Annotated in this window: 23 protein-coding genes; 6 read left to right on the top strand and 17 right to left on the bottom strand. The window is 60.3% G+C overall.

Annotated features, from left to right (window positions below; translation table 11 throughout):
• Positions 1–527: 527 nt before the first annotated feature.
• Genes AC0L2K_RS20815 through AC0L2K_RS20840 form a run of 6 tightly spaced genes read right to left on the bottom strand, consistent with a single transcriptional unit; the run spans position 528 to position 5,437 of the window.
• Positions 528–1,775 (bottom strand): His-Xaa-Ser system-associated MauG-like protein, encoded by a 1,248-nt coding sequence (locus AC0L2K_RS20815; RefSeq protein ID WP_473532186.1) that lies wholly within the window; start codon positions 1,773–1,775, stop codon positions 528–530.
• Positions 1,753–2,148 (bottom strand): TIGR03982 family His-Xaa-Ser system protein, encoded by a 396-nt coding sequence (locus AC0L2K_RS20820; RefSeq protein WP_473532187.1) that lies wholly within the window; start codon positions 2,146–2,148, stop codon positions 1,753–1,755. The genes AC0L2K_RS20815 and AC0L2K_RS20820 overlap by 23 nt, the downstream gene beginning before the upstream one ends.
• Entirely contained in the window at positions 2,123–2,695 is a 573-nt protein-coding gene (gene hxsA / locus AC0L2K_RS20825) for a His-Xaa-Ser repeat protein HxsA (RefSeq protein WP_473532188.1), read from the bottom strand. The genes AC0L2K_RS20820 and hxsA overlap by 26 nt, the downstream gene beginning before the upstream one ends.
• Positions 2,692–3,783, bottom strand: coding sequence for a His-Xaa-Ser system radical SAM maturase HxsC (gene hxsC, locus AC0L2K_RS20830; protein ID WP_473532189.1), 1,092 nt, complete (start codon positions 3,781–3,783; stop codon positions 2,692–2,694). Before hxsC ends, hxsA begins: the two co-directional genes overlap by 4 nt.
• Positions 3,780–5,189, bottom strand: coding sequence for a His-Xaa-Ser system radical SAM maturase HxsB (gene hxsB / locus AC0L2K_RS20835; RefSeq protein WP_473532190.1), 1,410 nt, complete (start codon positions 5,187–5,189; stop codon positions 3,780–3,782). The genes hxsC and hxsB overlap by 4 nt, the downstream gene beginning before the upstream one ends.
• Positions 5,186–5,437, bottom strand: a complete 252-nt coding sequence (locus tag AC0L2K_RS20840; RefSeq protein WP_473532191.1) for a hypothetical protein — start codon at positions 5,435–5,437, stop codon at positions 5,186–5,188. Before AC0L2K_RS20840 ends, hxsB begins: the two co-directional genes overlap by 4 nt.
• A 187-nt stretch (positions 5,438–5,624) precedes the next feature.
• On the opposite strand from AC0L2K_RS20840, the gene AC0L2K_RS20845 reads away from it, so the two are divergent.
• From AC0L2K_RS20845 to AC0L2K_RS20855, 3 genes are all read left to right on the top strand, one after another.
• Positions 5,625–6,002, top strand: a complete 378-nt coding sequence (locus tag AC0L2K_RS20845; protein ID WP_473532192.1) for a thermonuclease family protein — start codon at positions 5,625–5,627, stop codon at positions 6,000–6,002.
• 180 nt (positions 6,003–6,182) lie between these two features.
• Positions 6,183–8,741, top strand: a complete 2,559-nt coding sequence (locus AC0L2K_RS20850) for a PD-(D/E)XK nuclease family protein (RefSeq protein ID WP_473532193.1) — start codon at positions 6,183–6,185, stop codon at positions 8,739–8,741.
• Positions 8,738–12,067 (top strand): UvrD-helicase domain-containing protein, encoded by a 3,330-nt coding sequence (locus AC0L2K_RS20855; protein WP_473532194.1) that lies wholly within the window; start codon positions 8,738–8,740, stop codon positions 12,065–12,067. Before AC0L2K_RS20850 ends, AC0L2K_RS20855 begins: the two co-directional genes overlap by 4 nt.
• A 109-nt stretch (positions 12,068–12,176) precedes the next feature.
• On the opposite strand, the gene AC0L2K_RS20860 is transcribed toward AC0L2K_RS20855, so the two are convergent.
• From AC0L2K_RS20860 to AC0L2K_RS20880, 5 genes are all read right to left on the bottom strand, one after another.
• Positions 12,177–13,550 (bottom strand): transposase, encoded by a 1,374-nt coding sequence (locus tag AC0L2K_RS20860; RefSeq protein ID WP_473532195.1) that lies wholly within the window; start codon positions 13,548–13,550, stop codon positions 12,177–12,179.
• A gap of 154 nt (positions 13,551–13,704) precedes the next feature.
• Positions 13,705–14,118 carry a helix-turn-helix domain-containing protein gene (locus AC0L2K_RS20865; RefSeq protein ID WP_473532196.1) on the bottom strand — a complete coding sequence of 138 codons (414 nt, stop codon included), beginning with the start codon at positions 14,116–14,118 and terminating at the stop codon, positions 13,705–13,707.
• Between the two features lie 194 nt (positions 14,119–14,312).
• Complete coding sequence (locus tag AC0L2K_RS20870) at positions 14,313–14,687, bottom strand: hypothetical protein (RefSeq protein ID WP_473532197.1); 375 nt, start codon at positions 14,685–14,687, stop codon at positions 14,313–14,315.
• 201 nt (positions 14,688–14,888) lie between these two features.
• On the bottom strand, positions 14,889–15,116 hold the full coding sequence (locus tag AC0L2K_RS20875) for a hypothetical protein (protein WP_065008889.1): 228 nt from the start codon (positions 15,114–15,116) through the stop codon (positions 14,889–14,891).
• Positions 15,113–15,436: a hypothetical protein gene (locus tag AC0L2K_RS20880; protein WP_473532198.1), complete on the bottom strand. Its 324-nt coding sequence runs from the start codon at positions 15,434–15,436 to the stop codon at positions 15,113–15,115. Before AC0L2K_RS20880 ends, AC0L2K_RS20875 begins: the two co-directional genes overlap by 4 nt.
• Positions 15,437–15,804: 368 nt before the next feature.
• Between AC0L2K_RS20880 and AC0L2K_RS20885 the strand changes: the two genes are divergently transcribed.
• The 3 genes from AC0L2K_RS20885 to AC0L2K_RS20895 all read left to right on the top strand — a co-directional run bounded on the left by AC0L2K_RS20885 (position 15,805) and on the right by AC0L2K_RS20895 (position 16,617).
• Complete coding sequence (locus AC0L2K_RS20885) at positions 15,805–16,014, top strand: hypothetical protein (protein ID WP_082982439.1); 210 nt, start codon at positions 15,805–15,807, stop codon at positions 16,012–16,014.
• Between the two features lie 103 nt (positions 16,015–16,117).
• Positions 16,118–16,363 (top strand): DUF982 domain-containing protein, encoded by a 246-nt coding sequence (locus AC0L2K_RS20890; RefSeq protein WP_065008887.1) that lies wholly within the window; start codon positions 16,118–16,120, stop codon positions 16,361–16,363.
• Positions 16,364–16,371: 8 nt separating this feature from the next.
• Positions 16,372–16,617: a DUF982 domain-containing protein gene (locus AC0L2K_RS20895; RefSeq protein ID WP_473532199.1), complete on the top strand. Its 246-nt coding sequence runs from the start codon at positions 16,372–16,374 to the stop codon at positions 16,615–16,617.
• A 464-nt stretch (positions 16,618–17,081) separates the two neighbouring features.
• On the opposite strand, the gene AC0L2K_RS20900 is transcribed toward AC0L2K_RS20895, so the two are convergent.
• The 6 genes from AC0L2K_RS20900 to coxB form a co-directional block, all read right to left on the bottom strand.
• Entirely contained in the window at positions 17,082–17,492 is a 411-nt protein-coding gene (locus tag AC0L2K_RS20900; RefSeq protein WP_473532200.1) for a c-type cytochrome, read from the bottom strand.
• Entirely contained in the window at positions 17,473–18,351 is an 879-nt protein-coding gene (locus AC0L2K_RS20905) for a cytochrome c oxidase assembly protein (protein WP_473532201.1), read from the bottom strand. The genes AC0L2K_RS20900 and AC0L2K_RS20905 overlap by 20 nt, the downstream gene beginning before the upstream one ends.
• On the bottom strand, positions 18,348–18,536 hold the full coding sequence (locus tag AC0L2K_RS20910; protein WP_246811265.1) for a hypothetical protein: 189 nt from the start codon (positions 18,534–18,536) through the stop codon (positions 18,348–18,350). The genes AC0L2K_RS20905 and AC0L2K_RS20910 overlap by 4 nt, the downstream gene beginning before the upstream one ends.
• A gap of 154 nt (positions 18,537–18,690) precedes the next feature.
• Entirely contained in the window at positions 18,691–19,296 is a 606-nt protein-coding gene (locus AC0L2K_RS20915) for a cytochrome c oxidase subunit 3 (protein WP_473532202.1), read from the bottom strand.
• Positions 19,293–21,251 carry a cytochrome c oxidase subunit I gene (gene ctaD, locus AC0L2K_RS20920; protein ID WP_473532203.1) on the bottom strand — a complete coding sequence of 653 codons (1,959 nt, stop codon included), beginning with the start codon at positions 21,249–21,251 and terminating at the stop codon, positions 19,293–19,295. The genes AC0L2K_RS20915 and ctaD overlap by 4 nt, the downstream gene beginning before the upstream one ends.
• Entirely contained in the window at positions 21,248–22,243 is a 996-nt protein-coding gene (gene coxB / locus AC0L2K_RS20925; RefSeq protein WP_473532232.1) for a cytochrome c oxidase subunit II, read from the bottom strand. Before coxB ends, ctaD begins: the two co-directional genes overlap by 4 nt.
• Position 22,244 lies beyond the last annotated feature (1 nt).

Here is a 22,244-nt window from a genome sequence, read left to right on the forward strand (position 1 = left end):
TACTCGCATCCGCATATTTCACCATCTGTGTAGATTGCTTGATTTGTGGACAACTTCAATGCGACCAAATTCCTGCCTTTGCGAAATGAGAAGCTGCTCTCCTCGCTGCTGAAGGACAGGGTGTCCCTTAGCGTCGTCGGCCTTCGTCTCGCCGATAACGCGAACATTCAACCGTTTCGACGTAGGAACTAACCTCCGATTCTGCCTGAGCGGCTGGGCCTGTCCGGCCGTCAACTTCACAGTGACGGCGCGACCTACACCGCGAGGCACTCGGCACCTGTTAGCCCCGGAACAGAGGAGCAGGGCTGTCAATAGCGAACTCATGGTAGAGGATTTGGCTCAACTCGCGGACCCCATCATCTTTTCTTGCGCGTCCAGCGTTGTCCCAACCCCACGCCGCATAGGCCGGCTGTCCTCAGGTCGATAACCGTCAGGAGCGATGTAGCTACGAGGTCGAGCGATTGTTCGAGAGACTGCCTCGCTGCGATTGCGGCTACCGGTCGAAACATGTGCTCATGGCGTTGAATCTAGTCGGTAACTTCAACTCGAACTTTGCTGTCGTAGCTGAGCGTTCCAAGGAAGGATTTTAAATTCGAAATTTCCCCATCATCCAGATAGACGCCGTAAACGGGTTCACTGCTCCACGCTTTTAGTCGTTCGTAAAACTCCACCCGCTGGACAGCAGACAATAAAGCCGGATCGTAGATAGAAAGCGGGTCTGTGTGTGTCCTGATTGCATTACTGAGTTCCACAATCGATCCTGAATGCGAGTAAGGCGCTGTCTTTACCACGTTATACAGCGGCGGAGTGCGGAACCGATGGCGGTCTCGATCATCCATCGTGACGTTGAAACGCCCATAGTCCACGCCAAATCCATTTTTCCCGAACCCAGCTTGAGGAAAGGGGACTGAATGAAACTGCAAATCGCTAAAATACGCTCCGTTGTGGCAGGTCGCGCACCGGCCCTTGCCGTAGAAAATCAAACCACCAGCAACCTCCGCCGGCTCTAGGTCGCCTTCAGAAAACACAAACTCGTGAAATCGTGTCGACTGTACGGCAAAATTATCTCGGATAAAGCCGGCGATCGCATCGGCAATGTCGACAAAATCCAGGTCGGCGATAGAGATCCCCTTCGCTACGGCCAGTTTGGGTGCGATTTCCGAATCTGCCTGGATGCGCGAAAGAAGCTCATCGTAGACTTTGGTCGCGGCTTCGACTGTCTCTGCTTCCAGGCGATCGTTTTCGAGGCTGTTCGTAATCATTTCGCCGACTTCCACCGGCGGCAGGTGAACGGCAACGGCTAACGCATCGCCGGATGGTTCCTTGCCTGCAAACTGGCTCTTTAATATGCCGGAGGAGGCATCGACTTTCCCGTCCCAGAAAAAGACATCAAAGCCTTTGCCGCCGCGCCCCCAAAACGGAAGTGCATTCCTAGGAATGATATCTCCGCCCCCCAGCAAACGCTCGACGCCTTCGCCCCGACCTTTGGTTCCGATGGCGTTTGGAATTCCGTCACCGGACCCAAACCTGTCAACGTGACAGGTTGCACAGGCGGTCTCCCGATCGAGCGACATCTTCTTCGACTGAAAGAGAAGCCGCCCGACTGCGGCGAGCTCCGGTGACACGTCGATATGAGTCGCCTCGGCCGGAACCATACCAGCCTCGACAGCCGCCTCACGCAAAACGGTTTCCCGAAGTGAATCCGCCGACGCAACGGTTCCCGACACAACGACCCACAGAAAACAACAGAGCTTAATATCGGATTTCGTGAACACGAATGACCTCTTTGAGCGAATCCGCTCTTTCTTCGACGGCGCGCAGGCTCATCTCGCTCACCTCATTGTGCGAGAGACCCCACAGGATCAGGCTCTTGCGCAGCAGATCGTAGTCCTGGCAATCAAGCAGGCCGATCTCCATCGCGCGCAGGTTGTTTATGTTTTCCCGAACGGGATCTCGGTTCAGCTTTTGTTTGGCAATCATGTGTTCACGCATTGCGTGGTCGCATTTGTAGGTGAGATCGGCAAATTTATCCTGGGAAACCCCGATGACGGCGCTCTTCCAAAGCGGCGCGGCGATAGGGGATGCTACAAGGCCTAGTACGAACGCAGTGACAAGAGCGAGACTATTGTGCGGTAATGCGAAACGCATCGAGAACCTCAAGCGTGATAGTGCCAGTAACCTTCAGGTTATTGTCTGCTTGCATTTTGCTTAAGGCCACCTTCGTGTCAGGCCCGACAAAGCCGTCAATCTCCCCGGTGTAGTAGCCAAAAATCTGAAGAGCAGTCTGCACTTCCGCAACGATTCTTCGGAACTTTTCGGAGTTACCCGGTAGTGTCTTCATTGCTGCTGCCGGCGGACTTGGCAGGATCGATGAGGGCGGGGTGCTTTCAAGATTTCGATTGGGTGGTTGATAGGTCGGCGCCGGCGGTGAGTAAGTCGGCGGCGGAGTAGGCGCCCTGTAGACCGGAGCCGAATATCCGCCACCTCCGGATGACCGGTGGCTCGAATGCGAACGGTGACTTGAATGCGAACGGTGACCTGCCAGGGTGAAGTGATGCTGGAGCCCGAACCGCTCGAAAAGAGACGGATTTCCGTCTTTCCTGGGCACCATCGCGCCGGGAGACGCTGCTTCAGATTTGTGCGGAAAAAGTCCAGCTGCCAGCAGTGAAGACAGCAAAAACGGCGTCTTCTTCATATCGCGCGTACCCCCCGGAAGCCCTCAGTTTCACGATACCATTCAAAGAACCCCCCGCAACTACTCTTTGCCGAACAAACTTCACAATTATCTAGGAATTTTCTTTTCCAGTCCGAAATCGTAGCGGTAGCAAATGATCGGTATCGGGCCGGAACTGTGCATAGAGGGAAATTGTAAAGCAGTGCGTTCAGACCGCGCGCCTCTGCGATGTCTAATGCCTTTGAGATCGGGCCGAACGAGATAGACGTATCGCAAAATAGCTGTCGCCAGTTCTTTCGCCCGTATCCGATATTCTCGAGCTGCATTATCGCCCAAATCGAGATGAAGGGCATGTCAATCGATAGGGCCCGGGCCAACTCGGGCAGCCCCTCGACATTGGTATCTAACACGACTGTCCGAAGCTCGATCGCAGCCCCCGCGTTGGCCAAAATGGCAAGAGAGCGCATAAGCCGAACGTATGCGCCTTGTTTCGCAACAATCTGGTCATGCCGATCGGCGTGGGGCGAATAGAGCGGAATTCCCCATAGAACGCGGTCATGTCCGAGCGCACGAATGATTTCAGCATCCGATGGTTCAAAATGTTGACCATTGGTCAAAACGTGAAACCGCAGATCGGGACGGGCAGTGAACACCCGTTGCATCAGGGCAAATAACTGGTCCTTGAAAAGCGTTGGCTCTCCGCCGGAGATGCCGAGATATGCATCTCGTGGCGCAAGTATTGCGGCCTGTTCGAAGCACGCAAACAAATCGGCGTGGCGCGTCTTCGGCGGCTGCGAACACATCACACAAAGTTGGTCGCAACGCTCAGTGACCAAAAATGTATTGTGTTTGGAGCCTGCGCGGATAAGGCGATGTGCAGACTTCTGACCAGGTAGAAGCAGCAGGACGTCGTTCTCCAACTCTTCCGCTGAGCCAACATTGATCCGCAAGGACATTCCGCAAAGATCATATTCAGCGACGGCGTCATCCCGGCTGATTAGAAACGCATCGAGCGCGTGCGGCGAATCCTCACGGTCAAAGCCGCGGAGCCTCGTCACTGTCGCCACTTCCAGGGGGAGTTGATCGATAGGAAGGCGCAGGGGGATCAATGGTGAACCGCCCGCAATTCTGACGGGAACTCGCTTACTCCGGTCCACAGGGCCAGGGATTTTTGCGCCTTCGGGTCGTCAGTATAAATTAAGTCGAAAACCTTGTCGAAGATGAACATGTGCCGACGACAAAAATCGGTCTCATGCTTCGGCTGGTCGATGCGGGCGCTCCGCGAAATGTCGTCGATCAGATCGACTCCGCAGAAGGCCTGGTAAGGGCAATGGATGCAGTCCGGATCAAACGCATTTGTCGCGTTCTCGTTCAACATAGAAAGCTTGTCGAGTTCCAATCCGTCGAACACATTTCCGATCGAAAGGTCGATTTGGCCAATCCTGGTCAACATCCGAGCCTCGTCAGTCGGATAAAACCGCCCGTCAAAATCGACGACAAGATAGTCGCGTCCGAGGAAATTGGGATTGCGCAGATCGACGTGCTTATCAAGACCTGCCTTTAGCACCCGCCTCAGGCAATGGACGAAATAGTATTCTTCTACCGGCGTGTTGCCTGCGGCGTTGCGCTCGATGAGCAGATCGATGAAGGCGCCGTAAATGGCATTCCACCTGTCGGTGCTGCTGTTCGATGCAAAGCGTTTGCGGGCAAAGCCCTGATGGTTCACTGGGCGAAGATAGATCGAGTGGACGCCATACTCTGTAAAAGTCTCGACGATGGCGTCGAGGTCGGGGGGCCGGTCGGGATCAATAGTCGGAAGCGCCGAAATTCGATGACTTCCAAAACGGTCGACAGCAGCCTGCAAATTTCCAAAAAACTGCTCGGTTTTTTCAGTCGTTTTCGTTCGCTGTCGCTGATGGGTAACGCGATCGCCGTCGATCGATGTGCTGATGAACGTATCCTCGGCGTCGAGAAAAGCCCATTCTGCAGGTCCAAGGTTCTGCAAATTTGTGCACACCACAAACTCTGCCTTGGAAAACCGCCCGCGGGCAAACGAACGGACGCGCTCCAGAAGATCGACTCGCAACAGTGGCTCGCCACCTTGAAACTCAACCTTGATTTCAGAGCAAGCCAGTCCACCGAGAAACCCCAAGACGGCCTGCACGGTCTCTTCTGTCCAATCGTAGCCGCGAGCTCGCTCATCGGCTCGAGAGACTTGGCAATAATTGCACGCCAGATTGCATCGGAGCGTTGGGACAAGGATCAGGTAGCTTGTCGGGCGCGGATAGCTTTGACGGGCCGCCCAGCGGTAGGCGAAGCCGGTGTAGGACAGATCATCAATCTCATCGAACGCGTGGCCATGCCGACGAAGGAACGCGCTGTCCGCCTCCGAAAGATTATCCCCAGCATAACGCTCAAGAAACCGATCGTCCGAGCGGAAGAAGCCGCCTGCGTCATCCGCGAAATTTAGTCCACCTGCCTTGTTGGGCCGGAATTTGAGCGGCCAGATGGTCATCGGGCGAGCAGGCCGTCGATAAGTGTGCGCCGCAGCGGAAGGGTTTCGACGTAGATTTGCTGGCGGTAGACGGCGTAGAAAATCTCCCGCTTCAAATCGGTTTCGTCCCGATCTCCTGTGGAGACGCTAACTCCAGTTTCAGTAACCGCGAACGTTGATTGCGGAAAAAGATAACCGAGGCGAGCAACAGCTGCGGCCAGATGGCCCCGGAACTGAGGCTCGATTTCGATGAGAAATTTGTTTGACACGTCGTCCGCCCGCCCTTTACCCCAGCTAACGACCTTACGGTAGAACGCATCCGACGTGAAGTTAAGAACAAGGGTTCGCGAAATGAACCGTTCCCAACCTTTCCGGTTATCCTTTGCTCCGCCTCAAAGCGTTCTTGGAGAGCGCACGCTCGTTGCGCTCCTTCAGCCCAGCAATTAGGGCCGCGGCATGTTTGCGTTCCTCGCCGCCAGTGCCATCTTCTGCCTAAGTCTCTCGGCGGTCGACGGCGACACAATAAAGTGCAACGGGGAGAGGATGCGGCTCCTCGGAAATGGGGAGCCGTTCAAGTCGGGCATCGACACACCGGAAATTGCGAATGCCAGATGCGCGAGAGAGCGGCTGCTAGGCGATCACGCGAAGCTTCGCCTAGCGGAGCTCCTACGCATCGATAAAGTGTGGGTTGAGGACTCCGGTAGGAAGGATCGTTACAATCGCCCGCTGCTTAGAATACGGCTGCCGAACGGCAAGACCGCCGGACAAACACTGATCGAGGAAGGCTATGCAGTCCGGTGGAAGCCAAGAGAGCAGTATTCATGGTGGAATTGATCATCGGACTGCTGTTCATCGCGATGGGGGTTTTGCGTGCACTGCAAGGCGACTTCGCATGAGCACGGGCGCCATGTTTCAATGAACCGCCGGACCGTTGTCGTCGAAGGACCTCTCGCCTTTCGAATGCGTCGGATCGCTGCTGCGCGCCGCAGCGAAACCGGCGTGCAAATCCTCACCATGCCGCAACTGGCCGCCCGCTTGGCCGGCGGCTTTACGCAACCTGCCCGATCCGAAGACCTCGATCCAGCCATCCGGGCCGCACTCGAAGCCGGAGGGTTTGCCGAGTTAGAAAGTATCCGGCAGCTTCCAGGTATGATCCGTGCCATCGCACGGACGCTCTCCAAAATCTGGCAGGCCGACCTTTCGCTGCCGATAAGCGATGATCGTAGCGCCCGACTGGCGGATATTGCCGAGATCGAGCAGCGAGTCCGCGCAAACCTGCCGAGAGGCGTATTGACGCCGCGCGACCTTCGCGACGCCGCGCTGAAGCGCCTCGTCCATGCGACGGCCGTGCTAGGTTCGGTGGAGCTTGACCGCGTCGACAGCGTCGCCCCGATCTGGCACCCTCTGCTTCAGGCCCTCAATGAGACGGTGCCTCTCTCCTGGCACAGTCCCGGCGCCACGGACGTCAGCTGGTTCCCGGGCGAGATCACTACTGACCAGCCCCCAACAGCTGTCGCCATGGAAATGGTGTCCTGCGCCAATCCTGCTGCTGAAGTGGTGGAAGCGCTACGCTGGATGCGCGAGCTCATCGCATCCGGACGGGCGAGACCCGAAGAAATTGCGATCTGCGCCACCTCGACCGGGGGATGGGACGAGCACTTTCTCGTACTGGCAGCGGACGCCGACCTACCGCTGCATTTCTCGCACGGTGTGCTGGCCCTCGCGTCGCGCGAAGGCCAGGCTTGTGGCGCTCTTGCCGACGTTCTGCTGAATGGCCTCAGTCAGGATCGCTTGCGCCGGCTCTTTAGTCACGCCGCAGGCCGGAGCCGCGGCTTGCAACACTTGCCGCTTAACTGGGCGCTTGGACTGCAACCTGGTGCCGCTCTCTTCGAACTCGATCAATGGCTTCGCGCGTTGGACGCAGCGAGTCGACTTCGAACCGACGGCATCGATCCGAGGCCGATCCTGACGCCGGTTCTCGAAATGCTGGCCGACGGTCCGGCCGCGGCCGAGCAGGCTGGCCCTATGTTGCTGGGAACCTCCGCTCACGTGCTTTGGAGTGAGGCACTGCGGCGCGCGCCTGCCGAGGCGCTGGAATTCTCACTGCAGGAGCTTCGCTCGCCCGACGGCCGCGATCCCGGCGCCTGTGCCGTGTGGTGCCCGGCGAGTCATCTCGCCGCGGCACCTCGCCAATGGGTTCGTCTGCTCGGAATGACCACGCGCTCATGGCCGCGCCGCGCTGCGGAAGATCCGCTGATCCCAAGCCATGTTTTGCCACGTGGCATACTCGATCCCGATCCTGTCACCGCGCAGGACCGACGTGCTTTCCAGGTAATCACTGCCCAGGCATCCGGTGGCTGCATCCTGTCGAGAAGCCGCCGGAATGCCCAGGGCGGCCTCCTGGCGGCCAGTCCGGTCGTGCCGCAAGGAGCCCGTGTTCAAGGGCTTAAGCGGACGCGAATCCCGACCCACGCGTTCAGCGAGGCCGATCGGCTGCTCGCTCGACCGGACGAGGCCGCGAACTCGCCGGCGCTGGCGGCGGCTAACGCGTGCTGGCGCGACTGGCGAAATCCCGCGATCACCGCCCATGATGGTCTAACGAGGGCCGATCATCCAGTCATCGCACGCGCCATCGATGCGGTTCAGTCCGCGACGTCGCTGCGTCTGATGCTCCGCGATCCGCTCGCCTTCGTGTGGCGCTATGCGTTGGGCTGGCGGTCGGTCGCCGAAGCCGATCAGCCTCTGACACTCGATGCGCGTGCCTATGGCGATCTCGTGCATGAACTCCTCAAGCGGACCGTCGATACGCTCGAGCCCAAGCCAGGCTATTCCCGCGCCGCGCGGCACGAGATCGAGGCCGCCCTGACAGAGGCGGCGACGACGGTCAGTGCGGAGTGGCCGCTGAAGCGATCCGTGCCGCCGTTGCTGCTGTGGCGGCACACCGTGGATGCTGCTGCCCAGCTCGCGCTCAGAGCTTTGACGCTCGACGAGACGTTCCTGCCGGGCACGCGCAGCTGGACCGAACTGGCATTCGGCCATGCCGACGGGGCAGTTGCAACGACGGGCGATTTTCCCTGGGATCCGACCGCCCCGGTTGAAATCACCGGAACTACGGTTCGGGTCAAGGGCAGCATCGACCGGCTCGATATCACCGCCACAGGAAACGCCGTTCGCGTCTCGGATTACAAGACGGGTGCAGAGCCAAAGAAGGCCGATCAGATCGTGCTCGGGGGCGGCGCCGAGCTCCAGCGCGTCATCTATGCGTTGGCGGCACGCCAACTCGTGCCGGACAACCCGCGCGTCGTCGCCCGCCTCATCTACCTCGGCGGCGGCGAGCCGCGGATCTACAAACTGCCCGACCTCGATCAGGCCATCGCCGAGATCGCAGACCACGTGAGGGCGGCCGGCGTCCTTTTGCGGCAGGGAAGGGCCTTGCCGGGTCCGGACGCGCGCGAGAACTGGAACGACTTCCGGCTGGCGCTTCCGGCATCGCCAACAGCGTACTTTCAAATCAAACAGTCGGCGCTGAGCCGCGCCTTCGACGATTTTGCGCGCGTCTGGAGTTGCCGATGATCCAACTAGCAGACAGGTCCGCGCGCCGGCGGGCTCTGACCGATCTCGACTCGACATTGCTCGTCGAAGCGGCGGCTGGCACCGGCAAGACCGCCCTGATGGCGGGGCGCGTGACGATGCTGCTTGCATGCGGCGCCCAACCCAGTGAGATCGCCGCCATCACTTTTACTGAGTTGGCGGCCAGCGAGCTGTCGGTGCGCGTCCATCGCTACGTCAACGAACTTCTGGCCGAACGCGTGCCGGCACCATTGCGGGAGGCCCTGCCCAAAGGCCTCGACGCGGCTCAGCGGCACGCAATGTCCGCCGCCGCCGCCAAACTCGACGAACTTACGACCGCAACGATCCACGCCTTCTGCCAGACCATCATCTCAAGCTACGCGGTCGAGGCTGATATTGATCCAGGCGCGCAGATGCTCGATGCGGTCCAGGCCGCCGCTGCGTTTGACTCCATATTCGAGCAATGGCTCAAACGGCGGCTCAACAGTCCGGAGCGGCCAATCGATCCGATCGCAGTCTTGTCCCGCGAAGACCCCCGCCGCGTTGTCTCCACCCTTCAGGAACTGGCGCGCTTTCGTCTCAAGCATCGTGATGCGCGGACGCTGCCTGCCGATCTCACCGGCCGCCCGGACATCGACCTGGCCGAAGCGGTCGCGGATTTCCGGCGCTGGAAAGTCGCTCAGCCCGTCGAGCCCAAAACGCTCGAGCTGCTGGGTGAGCTCGAGACGCTGGCAAACTTTTACGCCGGCAGCTTTGAGACGCCGCCCGATTTTCCCCGGCTCTGGGCGCTCGCCCATCCGATTCGACTTTCCTGCATGCGGAAGAACACGTTCGATCTAATCAGGCCAAGACGGAAATCGGCCTGGGAAAAGATCGCCAGCAAGGATATGGGTAGCCGGCTCAGTGAGGATGCCGGCCAATACTTCGACCGGGTCGACCACTGCTACCGAGTGGTGCTCGGCCGCATTGCCACAGCGATTGTCGCAGGTCTGTCTGATGAACTCGACGAGGTGCTTGACGACTACGCCGCCTTCAAGCGCGCAGCGGCCGTCCTTGATTTCGACGATCTTCTGGAGCGGGCTCGGGCTCTCGTCCGCGACCATGATGCCGTGCGCCACGCTCTCGGGGCCCGCTACCGGCATATCTTCGTGGACGAGTTCCAGGACACCGACCCCATTCAGTCCGAAATCCTGTTTCTGATCGCTGCAGAGCACCGCGCTCCGCGATGGCAGGACAGCGTCTTGAGGCCAGGGGCGCTCTTCATGGTCGGCGACCCGAAACAGGCCATCTACCGGTTCCGCGGCGCCGATGTCGGATCTTATGCGCAGGCGCGTACCGCAATCGAACGGCGATGGCCGGACAACATTATCCAGATCACCGCGAATTTCCGCTCCCGACCGGACATTCTTACCCACGTCAACCGCTGTTTCGAGACGCCACTTTCTGGTGTCGGGCAACCTGGCTATGTGGCGCTCACGGCGACCATCGATCCCCCCACCCACGACCTTCCGTGTGCAGCCAGGATCACCGTCGACGTCCCGCCCAATTCGCGGTCAGAGCACATCCGCGATGCCGAGGCAGAAGCAGTCGCTGAACTCTGCATGCGGCTCATCGGCAATCTGCACATCCGCGACGACGACGGCGTGATGGTTCCGCTCACCGCCGGCGGAATAGCTCTGCTTGCGCCGACAGGCACCGAACTCTGGCGCTATGAACGCGCGCTGGAACAACGAGGCCTGCCGATCGCGTCCCAAGCGGGCAAGGGCCTGTTCCGACGTCAGGAGGTGCACGATATGCTCGCCCTGGCTCGCGTGCTCGCCGACGCCGGCGACACCCTGGCCTTGGGAGCGCTGATGCGAGGGCCGCTTGTCGGGCTGACCGAGGAAGAGCTTCTCGATATCACCGCGGCTTTGCCCCAAAATCCCGGTCGCCCGTTCGCGGTTACGCGATTCTCGTTGTTGACCGACCTGAGCGACGTCACGCATCCGATTGCGCGTCGGACACTTTCGATCCTGCAAGACCTGAGACGGAAATCGAGAGCGACCACACCAGCGCTGCTGCTCGCCGAAGCAGCGGAGTGGCTGGCCATTCGACCCATTCTTGCCGCGCGCGAAGGTGATCGCAGCGCCCGAGCGGCTGCGAACGTAGAAGCCTTTCTCGAACGGGCGCGACCTTACGGCGTCACCGGTCTCAAGCGGTTCGTCTGTGACATCACCAGGGATTGGAGTCAGGGAGTTCCGTCCAACGAGGGCCGGGTTGATGCCGAAGGCGACGCCATCGAGATCATCACCATCCACAGCGCCAAGGGATTGGAATGGCCGGTGGTGATTCCGGTCAACACAGCCACCTTGCTCCGCTCACGCGAGCCGTTCGTGCATCGCGCGTCCGACAATACGCTGCACTGGGTCATCGGCGACGTCGTCCCGCCCAATCTTCGGCTGGCGCTCGCGTCCGATGATGAAAGCCTTGCCCGTGAACGCGAGCGCCTTTGGTATGTCGCATGCACTCGCGCTCGCGAGCTCCTCATCGTTCCGGAGCTGCCGCAGGCTGAGCAAAGGTCCTGGGCGCGGATCGTCGACCTGGCGCACCAGGACCTGCCGCTGCTAGATCTATCGCGTTTCGATCGGGCATTGCGCCCTGCCGCGTCCGATCTGCCAAACGGACAGACGCTGGACATCTTCGAGACAGAGCACGCCGCCATCTCCGCTGCCGCGGTCCCGCTCACGTGGCTTCGGCCAAGCAACCAAGATGCCGATCGCGTTCCTATTATGGAGGCGAACGCGATCGACTCCGGCAAGGCTCCGGAGACGGAGCTGCCGATCGGCGCAGGACGTGTCCGAGGACTCGTCTTGCATAAGGTGATGGAAGAGGTACTGACTGGCGAACTTGGTGAAGACCTCGTCGGGTTCGCCGATCGCGCCCGCGAGCTTATCGCAGAGCTGGTGGTCGATCGCGAAGACGAGGTCGGTCTTCCCGAAGCCGAGGAAATCGCCTCGACCGCTTGGCGAACCCTGCATCTACCGGAGATAGCCGCCCTGCGACCGGGTCTCGTTCCAGAATGGCCGATCTACGCTTTGCTCGCCGATGCGAGCGAGCCCACAGCGCTTGCCGGCCGGATCGACGCCGTCGCTATAAACGAGGGTCGCGCCGTGGTTGTCCTCGATTGGAAAAGCGACATCGCGCCGACGGAGGAGGACATGCGAATCCACTCGGGCCAACTCGGGGACTATCTACGAGCAACTGAGGCGGACCGTGGCGCGTTGGTCTATATGACCCTTGGCACTGTGCGTTGGGTGGAGCGCAGTGTCCCCGCCGATCGGAGCCAGTGATGTCGTTAAATTTACACCACTGACCGATAGTGTTGAAGAAGTCGGCGATGAAGCCGTGGATCCACTCGCACCGAAGCGTCTTGATTAAGGTCGACGCGACCTCCTCGCCCTAAGTGGCTCGGATGGGTGTCCCGAGGGTGCAGATCTTGGCCAATTTCCTGAGGTTCTGGGCGATGGCTGCAAGGTGGAACTCATCGCGGGCACCACAGGGGCCGCGCAATCGCAATCGATCGAGCTTCAGGATGCGCTTGAGGTGCGCGAACAGCATCTCCACCTTCTTCCGCTGATAGCGTGAGATCTGGTAGGCGTCGGTCTTGGCGATGTCGCGGGCCATGTCGCGCGCGCCCTCATAGATCGAGCGCAGCACCTTGCGCGCCGGCTCCTTCGGGCAACAGCGGGGCTTCAGGGCACAGGCGTCGCAATCCAGCTTGCTGGCTTGATAGCGCATCATGCCGTTCTCGTCGACGAGAGGGTGCGGCACCCGATAGGTCTTCTGGCGTTGCCTGAGCGTCTTCCCGCCAGGACAGATGTATGTATCGGCCTTATGGTCGTAGGTGAAGTCATCGCGCGAGAAGGTGCCATCCTTGCGCCTGGACTTGTCGAAGACCGGGATATGCGGCTCGATCCCACGCTCATGCACCAACCAGTTCAGCATTTCGGCCGAGCCGTAGCCGGTGTCGGCAATCAGCCGCTCCGGCCAGAGGCCGAGCTCGTCGTGCGCCCGCTCGATCATGGTCTTGGCGGCCGTCACCTCGGCCTGGCGCACCGCGGTCGAGGGCTCCACGTCCACGATGATGGCGTGCTCCACGTCGATCAAATAGTTCGTGCAATAGGCATAGACGGCTGGGCCACCCCAAGCGGCAGTCCAGCGCGCGGCGGGATCAACAGGGGAGACGAACTTGGGCTCCACCGGCGTGGCGGCCCCGAAGGCGGCATCATCCAAGGTGGCGAGGTATTCGGCCACGGCCCGCTTGGTCTCAGGCTTGAGCTCCTCGGCCGTCTCGACCCCGCGCTGACGCTGCGCGTCGGCGACGATCATGCTGGCATCGACCGCAAAGCCTTCGCCGCCGACGAGGCCTTCTGCCATGCAGCGTCGGACGACGGTTCCGAAAAGTTCGCGCAGCAGATCGGCATCGCGGAAGCGTCCGTGGCGGGTCTTGGAGAAGGTTGAGTGGTCCGGCACATCACCCTCGAGGCCAAGCCGGCAGAACCACCGATAGGCCAGGTTCAGATGTACCTCCTCGCACAGCCGGCGCTCCGAGCGGATGCCGAAGCAATAGCCGACGATCAGCATGCGGATCAGCAGCTCAGGGTCGATCGAGGGACGGCCGATCGGGCTGTAGAAGGGCGCCAGATGCTGGCGGATGGCGGACAGATCGACGAAGCGGTCGATCGCTCTGAGCAGGTGGTCCGCCGGCACATGCCGCTGCAGGCTGAAGCCATAGAACAGCTCCTCCTGCATCACACTTTGCTCGCCCATCATCGACTCAATCTCCTCTTACAACGAAGATTGAATCAGTGCTTCAGGACCGCTGCAACCCGGACTTTTTCAACACTATCGACCCATTGCTGACATTCCTGGTCGAACCTCCATCTCAAACCGGACATTGGGGAGAGCCGCGCTCGCTGCGTCGCCACTACGCGGTTGAAGTCGGATGCCCACTGATAATCCGGGGCTTCGGTCCCGCCGACATGCAGTTCGTCTGCACGTCCCGGACCAGCTGCGAGACCGTCGGTCGTGTCCGCTTCAGGTAGAACGCGTTGATGCTCCTCCGGACGATTTCCTCACGCTTCTCATCCAGTGTGCGATGACCCTCCGGCCGCCCGCGGTTGCGGGCCACAAGCGACAGGACGGTTCCGCCGGCGCGGAACAGCTTGACCAGGCGGTAAGCTGTAGCTTGGCTAAGGCCGAGCTTGGCCGCTAGCCCCGCAACATTTCCGGCCGTAGTGCGGCCGGAGTGGCGCCTTAGAAAGCCGCGGATCGCATCCGCACGCCGGCACGCTTCATCCCGACGCGCCTCATCAATTTCGTCGGGAAATGGGTCGCTCATGGAGGCTCACCAGTGAAAAAACTTCGAGAGCCTGAGTCTCACATTAAATTGGTAAGCGCCAAGAGCGATTATCAAATTAACTGCTAGTTCTCAAATTAAGTGCCGGCCTAAGCATTTGGAATCGTTTGTATGGCATTCTCATAATTAAGTGCCAAGTGACAGAAGGAGCGGTCATCAATGATGCCGACAGCTGTCTACCAGTAGAGTCTCGGGTACTTAGCCTTCTCAGTCTGGCAATCATCCCTGCGCCGCACCGCTTTGTTGTAAGCGGCTTCATAGGCGCGGATGGCCCTCTTGAACTTAGGTGGATTGGGTGTCAGGTGTTTATCCAGACCGTCGTACAAAAGGACTGGGACAGCTATAATGGCTTTTCCATTTTCGTTGAGCTTCAGCGCCCGGCATCTCTGCGCAACGCCGTTGACGTTACCTGCCATCGTAGCGGCCAAATTCAACTTGGCGTCGGGCATCCGAGCCAGGAAAGTAATGTTTTGGGGCACTCCCTGTCCGGCTGAAGCAGCCGAAGATATGACGCAGACGGCGGCGCCGAGGATAATCAAAATCCGGTTCAAAAGTTACCCCTCTATATTTGGCGATCTCGACCCAAGCATCGCCCGTTCCTGCAAAGGTTGAAATATTTCGATTCGAAAAGCAATGGCGTTACGCGACAACCCCAACCATCCACGCCCCGATGCAGGTGCGACTTCGAGCCAACATGCGTTGCCGTTAAGTGGATGGTTGGGGATCGCAGGAGGAGAGCAACAGGCACCTGGTCAGGGCAGCTTGTCAGCTATTCTGTTGAGGTGGTTCGCGAGATCTCGGACGACGTTGCGGTCGGCCGGCAGGACGACACGGCCGATGCCGATCGCGTCCTTGCTGGTCCAGTTCTCCAGCCTGATGTCGTCGGGCAAGGCCAAGACGTTGATCGCGGTCGCCGAGAAGTAGCCGTTCCTGCCATGGGCATAGATCGGCTCCTTTAGGGTGGGGAAATCGATCTTCATGCGGCCTCGCTGACGTCGATGATCAGGTCGTGGCGGGCGGCCGGGATGAGCTCGGCGTCGAACTGACGGAACCGAGTGCTGGCTTCGTCCGCGCGGTAGAACAGGAACCGAGCGAATTGTGAGGGGCGGCAGATGATGGTCTTGCCGACACGCAGTGCATCATAGGCCTGGCTAAAAGTCATGCCGAATGCGCTCTGCGCTGCTCGCGAGGTGGCGGCGCGGTTGCAATCAATCAGAGTCCTTCGGTGAAACGGACACGGTCGTAGGTGATCATGGGCAGGTGCTCCAAAATTGGTGAGGTCGTCGTAGGGCTGGCGCACGCGCCTTTCCCTCACCGAGGATGTCGACGAGCTCGTTTGCTGTTGCTGTTGCTGTTGCTGTTGCTGTTGCGGTTGCAGTTGCGGGTTTTGGGTCGGATCGGGCGGTGGCGCGAGCGTTTTTTATGGAACACCGGCTTGGCGAGCCAGTTTGGCTCCTGCAGCATCTCCTGTGCAGACATGCTGCGAGATCGGATTGCACCTCCGATGCCCTTCGCGTCTTCCCTCCCTCCGTGGGGCGCGGGCTTCCATGGAACCGATGACGATCAGGCTCTTCGGACGTCCAGTCCCTCCGTGTTGGCACCGAGGAGTTTTTATGATTGTGTTGCACAAATCTGATCAAAGAAACTTGCTATAAGGAGGCTTGTTTATTGCCGATCCGTCGAAAAGCCGAAGCTGCTGCTGTATTCAATCCTTCCGAGCTGGCTCTACTTGGCCGCGTGTTCGATCGCTTGAAGGTTGATGGAAAATCAGAACAACAACTCGAAGCGCTCGCATCCCGAATTATTGCCAATTACATGGCCGGAGTCGTGGACGAGGAAGAACTTCTATCGGCGTCGAAACAAGCGCTGGGGCGGTAAGCGACTTGCATGAACGGAAATGAGACCTGTCAGAGAAATCGACCGAGCCTCCGCTGTGATCCCTCATCTACCAAAGATGTGAGCATACCCTAATTTAGCTCTCATGGGTCTTCTTTGGTTCTCTCCCCCTGTCTACGTGAAAGCGAACCGTCCGGGCATTCGCCATGGGGTCAGCCATGTCGAGGGAGCCGCCGAGCAACTCATGGCGTGGGACACAAAGGGGCCGAAGTGGACGAAAGCGGTCCAATCATGCGTTGACGCGTTCGAGGGCAGAGTGTCCCCCCAAAATGTCCGTGCAGCCTTTGAGGCGGCGGCCAAAGAGGCGAGCGTGTATCTCTCGCCTGAGTAGGGGGTATTATGGCTATCCATTGGTTTCACCCTCCGGTCCATATCGAAACTGACAAACCTGGGCTCACCTACGTCTGCACCAATGTCGAGGGTGCCGCTGCGGAGCTCATGAAGTGGACCAAGCGAGGACCCAAGTGGAAGGAGGCGGTCGCGGTCTGCATGGCTCTGATTGAAGGCAAACGCACGCCCGACGACGTAAGGAAGGCCTTCGAGGCTGCTGCCGAAGAGGAGGGGTTGCTGCGCTCCTCTAACTAGCGCCCGAACCTTCCAACCGCCGGTTGGTAGACGCGATAAAGCCGGCGCGCGTAGGATTACCACGATCCAGGCACACCCCGCCCCCCGCACCCTGTGCCTGGTGAAGATCGCCCGCCGTGCCGAAGGTGCGGCGGGCTTTTTTTTGATTTTCGTATGGAACACCCAGCTCAGTGCCCTCGCCGCCGACTAAGTCGCTCAAGGTCAGTTTCGACTTTTGCAAGAGTGCACAGTATGCTTGGTGGTAGCGGTTGCTCACGGCGTGGGCTCGGCAGAAACCATTTAGTGCCGTCTACCCGCTTTGCTCGCCTGATAGAAGGTCATGGCGCGACTTCAAATAGTCTCTGCTGCCGTTGCTCGCCGGGCTAGTGCCGGACGGGCTGGGATCCAATCTGCTATGCAGAGAAAATCCGCGCGAGGTCGATTTCCTGTTCAGGACCGCTGGTCGGGATGACAAGCTTTAAGCTTCATCTGAGCGCATACAAATAGGCCGCGACGTCGCGAGCCTCCTGCTCGGAAATGCCGGCCGAAGGCATTGCCGTATGCGGATTGATTTCCCTGGCGGCGCGAATCCAGCGGATCAGGTTCTCTGGATTATTGGATAACACCCCGCCGACATAGACCCTGGTGGCCAGGGTGGCGTCCAGGCGCGGGCCGACCAGTCCATGCGCGCCGGGGACGCCGGTGATTGTATGGCAACCGGCGCAACCGTTGGCCATCATGATCGGTATGGCACGGGTACCAATGCCACCGGTTGCATTATTTGCTTCCCGTTCGATCCTATCGGTGCGTTCCGACCACCATGTCAGCGCCGCTAAAATTGCCAGTACGACAATGGCGCTCGTGCCGAAAACCAGCCTAGACAGGTCGGAACGCAAGCGGCGCCTCCCGGCTTCCCTGTCCGCTCGAGCGGATCCACAAGCCTGCCAGCAACAAGGCAGCTCCGCCGTAGATCAGGCCGGCCGGAACCCACATGACTAGGCCGGCGAGTTGCTGGTCCTCAAGCGGACTGAGGCGCCACAATTGCGCGCCGGCGGCATTGTCGGGGTACCAAAGTCTCGGCGAGACCACAAGCAGCACCCCAAGCAGACCGGTGTGCAGCGAGGTGAAGAAGAGATGCATGACTGCGCTGCCATAGGTTTGTTCACGGCCGGGACGCGGCAGCAGCGCCCACCAGAACAAGACGCCGGTTCCGAAGAAGGTGGCATGCTGGGCATAGTGCAGGAAACCGCGTTCGAGCGCAGCCTCGAACAGCGCCGGCACGTGCCACGCCCATATCGCGACAGCATGCAGGATGGTGGCCGCGGGGGGACGGCTGGTCGCGGCCCAGACGGCTTGAAGCATTTTCGCGTGCCCGGCTGCGCCAAGTGTTTGCCGTAACGAGATCGGCAGTGCCCACATCATTGCAGCCACGGGACGGGAGGCAACCAGAAGAGGCGCTGCGACCGCCATGAGCAATTCGTGCTCGATCATATGTGCGGTGAACACGCGCTCACCCAGTGCATGAAGCGGGCTGACGAGCGCAGACGCCAATACGGCCCAGCCGGCAGCGAACAGCAGGGCCTGTCGCGATCGCAACGGGCGGCCGCGACCGCTCCTACGCCACAGTCGAATGGCGCCCGTCGCATAAAGCAAGGCGATCGTCGCCAACGGCAGCGTGATCGGCAGCGCCAGCGTCCACCCCGGGGCGCCGCCGCCATAGCAGATCGAGGTCGAGAAGAGCGCATCGAAGCTCATCGGACACACTCGTCGAGAATGAGCGAGGCGGCGCCCTGCATGATGATGACCAGCGCAAACAGCACTGCGGTCAGAATGCTCAGATTGGCAACAAAAGCTTCAGTGCCGCGCGTGCGCTCCGGTTTGAACGAGGCGCCGCCCTGTTGCCGCGCCCGCCAGGATAGCGCCCCGCCAACCAGAGACATTATCGCTAGCACCAATGCGATGAAGGGTATGACAGGAATCCGGCGGGCGCACTGCCATTCCACAACGGCGTAATTCAGTTGCGTCGACACGGCCCAGGCTAAAGGCCCCGACAAGAGCCCGCCCCATGAGGTGCCTGACCGAAGCGCGCGCATCTCAACCAAGCCTCGGCATCCAATAGATTAGGAGATAGATCGGAATCCAGGTCAGGACCACGAAGTCCCAGTAGAAGACGTTGTCACCCACGTCAGCGAAGCGTCGGCCACTGTTGGCGTGGCGCGTGAACATCAAAGCGGTCAAAACCAGCGTGTCGCCGACATCGGTGATCAGGTGCGCGGTGTGGAGGCCGAGCAAGACCCAGAGCATAGAGCCGTAGGCATTGCTGTCCCAATAGATGTTGAGGGCTGGAAACTCGAACCAGCGCACGACAAGCGGCGCGATCCCGAGTAGCGACATCACCACGAGGCCAATGCGCACTGGCACCATCGCGCAGGCCTCAGCATAGCGCTTCAATATGTGGTTAGGGACTGCGCTGGCGAGCAGCAAAAGCGTCACGATCGTGCCCGGCCAGTGGTTCGGTGTGGGCGCGCTCAACGGCCATTGCGGTGACAGGTAGGCGAGGTAAAGATAACTCCCCGCGGCAAGAGCGAATCCCATGCCCTCGAGTGCCATGAAGGCGAGAGTGCCCCACCAGGTCGGGGTACGCGGTCCGTGCCCGAAGGTCGGGAGCTCGGAAAGATCGACGGCAGGACGCGGTTTCATTCCTCGTCCTCCGGACCGCCTCTCGGCCAGAACCAGCCAATCAAAGTGATGGCGATCGGTCCCGCTCCCCAAACCACTGCCCATGGGCTGAAGATGGAGTAGAGAAAGGTACCCCCGACCGCGAGGGCGGCCAATAGCGGCCAGATCGACGACGTTGGCGACTTTTCGCGTAAGTCGGGATGCGCCTCCGCCACTGTCGAGATGACCAGTTCGCGTGCATCAACCCGAAGCCCCGTCGCTACTGGAAGCGTTCCGCGTTCCGCCCATAGCGGCTCGACGTGCGTCACGACCGGCATGCGGGCGAAATTGTAACTCGCTGGCGGCGATGACGTCGCCCATTCCAACGTGCCTGCATTCCAGGGGTTGTCGCCGGCCGGGGCGCCCCTCAGGGCGCCGTGCACCACATTTACGGTGAAAAGCGCGAAGCTCACGAACAGGACAACCGCGCCAGCGGTGATGAACAGATTGATGTCACCCCAGCCGAGCTCCGCCGGATAGGTGTATACCCGTCGTGGCATGCCCCAGATGCCGACAATGTGCATCGGGAAGAACGCCGCATTGAAGCCGATGAAGGCGAGCCAGAAATGCCAGCGCCCGAGGCGCTCGTTCATTATCCGGCCGGTGATCTTGGGAAACCAGAAATAGGCGGCGCCCAGCAAGGGAAATACCGACCCGCCGATGAGCACGTAATGGAAATGCGCGACCACGAAATAGGTGTCGTGAACTTGCAGGTCCAACGGCACCGACGCCAGCATGACACCGGTCAGACCACCGGCGACGAAAATGAAGAAGAAGCCGAACACGAACAATAGCGGCGTCCTGATGATCGGCCGACCATCCCAGAGCGTCGCCAGCCAGCAGAATATCTGCAGACCGTTCGGAATGGCGATCAACATGCTCGATGCGGTGAAGAAGCTCGCGCCGAGCTTGGGCAGACCGCTGGTGAACATGTGGTGGACCCAAAGGCCGAATGACAAGAACCCAATGGCGATCAGCGAAAGCACCAGCCCCAGATACCCGAACACCGGGCGCCGTGCGAAGGCGGCGATGATCGAGGAGACCATCCCGGTTGCCGGCAGGAAAATGATGTAGACCTCGGGATGGCCGAAGAACCAGAAAAGATGCTGGAAGAGCAATGCGTCGCCGCCTTCGGCGGGGTTGAAGATGTGGGTGCCGACCAGCCGGTCCAGGATCAGGAACGTCGAGGCGATCATAACCGCCGGCATCGCGAACACGACCACAAAGGAGGTGACCAGCATCGCCCAGACGTAGAGCGGGATCTTGTCAAGCGACATCCCAGGGGCGCGCTGCTTCAGAATCGTCACGATGGTTGCGACCGCGACCGCTAGTGCAGAGACCTCGGTGTAGGTGATCATCTGCGCCCAGACGTCGGCGCGCTTGCCTGGTCCGAATTCGGGACCGGACAGCGGCACATAGGCGAACCATCCGACATCAGGCGCCATGTTGAGCGCGAATGACACCCATGCGAACATGCCTCCCGACAGAAAGATCCAGAAGCTGAAGGCGACTAGGCGCGGAAACGCGATATTGCGGGTGCCAACCATCAGCGGAACAAGGTAGATGCCGCTCGCCTGCACGATCGGCACGGCAAACAGGAACATCATCGTCACGCCATGCATCGTGAACAACTGATTGTAGAGGTCCGGCCCGATCAGCCCGCGCTCGGGGCCCGAGAGTTGGACCCGCATGGCGACCGCGTTCAGCCCACCGAGGCATAGGAACACGAAAGCGGTGATCAGGTAGCGCCGCGCGACGATTTTGTGATCCACGGTTGAAAGCGCGCCGATGATGCCAGGTGCAGTCTGCCACGTTCGCGCAAGCCAGCGGTCAAGGCTGTCATCGTCGAGGCCAGTGTCGCGCGGGCCGTCGCGCTCAGGGGCCAAATTGCCTTCTGAGGCCAAGCCGCGTTCGCGAGCGAGGTCGGCGCTGCTCATCTCAAGCCCTCAAGATAAGCGACGATCGCATTCAACTCGTCGCCGTTCAGATCCACCACCGGCATATGGGCGCCCGGCTTGATCCCCTGCGGATCGGCTATCCATGCTGCAAGGTTGCCGCGGCTCATCGTCAGCGTTCCGGCTGCCAGCGTTTGCCTGCTGGCGACATGGGTCAGATCGGGGGCGACCGTGCCGCCGGCGATGGTGCCGCCGATCTTGTGGCACATCACGCAGGGCCGCTTGAGGAACAGGTCATGGCCGGCTTTCGCCTCGGGCGAGGCGGGCGGGGCGGCCGGCCTCAACTGGTCGTTCAGCCAGGCGTCGAAGACGGGCCGAGGCTCGGCGATGACGAAGGTGCTCATATTGGCGTGCTGAGCACCGCAGAACTCGGCACATTGGCCCCGATAGACGCCCGGCTTGTCCGCCTTAAGATCAAGAACGTTCTCGTGGCCCGGAATGAGGTCCAGTTTGCCGGCCAGATTCGGCACCCAGAAGGAATGGATGACGTCGGTCGAGGTGAGAATGAACCGCACCGGCTCGCCTGCCGGGATGTGGATCTCGTTCGCGGTCGTCAGGATGCGGTTCGGCTGGCTGTCTTCATAGCGCACCTCCCACCACCACTGATGCCCGGTCACGCGGATTGTCAGCGCGGCATCCGAGCCGATGGCAGCGAGCGTCCTGTTGGCGAAGAAGCTCAACAGCGTTAGCCCGATCAGGATCACTCCGGTGGCCCCGAGCGCCGCAAAGACAATCCGCGTCTTGAGGCGCTCGGAAGCGGTATCGAGGACAAGCGGATCGCCGATCGGTCGTGCGCGCCGCCGGATCACGGTCATGATCAGCACGATCATCACCAGGAGCCAGATCACGGTGCAGAGGGCGGTGAAGAACCAGATCAGCCACGCGAGCTCGCCCGCTGCCGGGCCCTTCGGATCAAGGGCCGATTGCCAGCCACTGCATCCTGCGAGGAGCAGAATGGAGGCTGCGCCGCACATC

The organism is Mesorhizobium sp. WSM4817 (genome assembly GCF_055811135.1).

What these genes read in the sequence shown, in the direction of transcription:
- AC0L2K_RS20820 (WP_473532187.1), bottom strand. Translation starts at nt 2,148, where the DNA reads ATGCGTTTCGCATTACCGCACAATAGTCTCGCTCTTGTCACTGCGTTC.
- hxsA (WP_473532188.1), bottom strand. Translation starts at nt 2,695, where the DNA reads ATGAAGAAGACGCCGTTTTTGCTGTCTTCACTGCTGGCAGCTGGACTT.
- hxsB (WP_473532190.1), bottom strand. Translation starts at nt 5,189, where the DNA reads ATGACCATCTGGCCGCTCAAATTCCGGCCCAACAAGGCAGGTGGACTA.
- AC0L2K_RS20845 (WP_473532192.1), top strand. Translation starts at nt 5,625, where the DNA reads ATGTTTGCGTTCCTCGCCGCCAGTGCCATCTTCTGCCTAAGTCTCTCG.
- AC0L2K_RS20850 (WP_473532193.1), top strand. Translation starts at nt 6,183, where the DNA reads ATGCCGCAACTGGCCGCCCGCTTGGCCGGCGGCTTTACGCAACCTGCC.
- AC0L2K_RS20855 (WP_473532194.1), top strand. Translation starts at nt 8,738, where the DNA reads ATGATCCAACTAGCAGACAGGTCCGCGCGCCGGCGGGCTCTGACCGAT.
- AC0L2K_RS20860 (WP_473532195.1), bottom strand. Translation starts at nt 13,550, where the DNA reads ATGATGGGCGAGCAAAGTGTGATGCAGGAGGAGCTGTTCTATGGCTTC.
- AC0L2K_RS20865 (WP_473532196.1), bottom strand. Translation starts at nt 14,118, where the DNA reads ATGAGCGACCCATTTCCCGACGAAATTGATGAGGCGCGTCGGGATGAA.
- AC0L2K_RS20875 (WP_065008889.1), bottom strand. Translation starts at nt 15,116, where the DNA reads ATGAAGATCGATTTCCCCACCCTAAAGGAGCCGATCTATGCCCATGGC.
- AC0L2K_RS20890 (WP_065008887.1), top strand. Translation starts at nt 16,118, where the DNA reads ATGGGTCTTCTTTGGTTCTCTCCCCCTGTCTACGTGAAAGCGAACCGT.
- AC0L2K_RS20895 (WP_473532199.1), top strand. Translation starts at nt 16,372, where the DNA reads ATGGCTATCCATTGGTTTCACCCTCCGGTCCATATCGAAACTGACAAA.
- AC0L2K_RS20905 (WP_473532201.1), bottom strand. Translation starts at nt 18,351, where the DNA reads ATGAGCTTCGATGCGCTCTTCTCGACCTCGATCTGCTATGGCGGCGGC.
- AC0L2K_RS20910 (WP_246811265.1), bottom strand. Translation starts at nt 18,536, where the DNA reads ATGTCTCTGGTTGGCGGGGCGCTATCCTGGCGGGCGCGGCAACAGGGC.
- AC0L2K_RS20915 (WP_473532202.1), bottom strand. Translation starts at nt 19,296, where the DNA reads ATGAAACCGCGTCCTGCCGTCGATCTTTCCGAGCTCCCGACCTTCGGG.
- ctaD (WP_473532203.1), bottom strand. Translation starts at nt 21,251, where the DNA reads ATGAGCAGCGCCGACCTCGCTCGCGAACGCGGCTTGGCCTCAGAAGGC.
- coxB (WP_473532232.1), bottom strand. Translation starts at nt 22,243, where the DNA reads ATGTGCGGCGCAGCCTCCATTCTGCTCCTCGCAGGATGCAGTGGCTGG.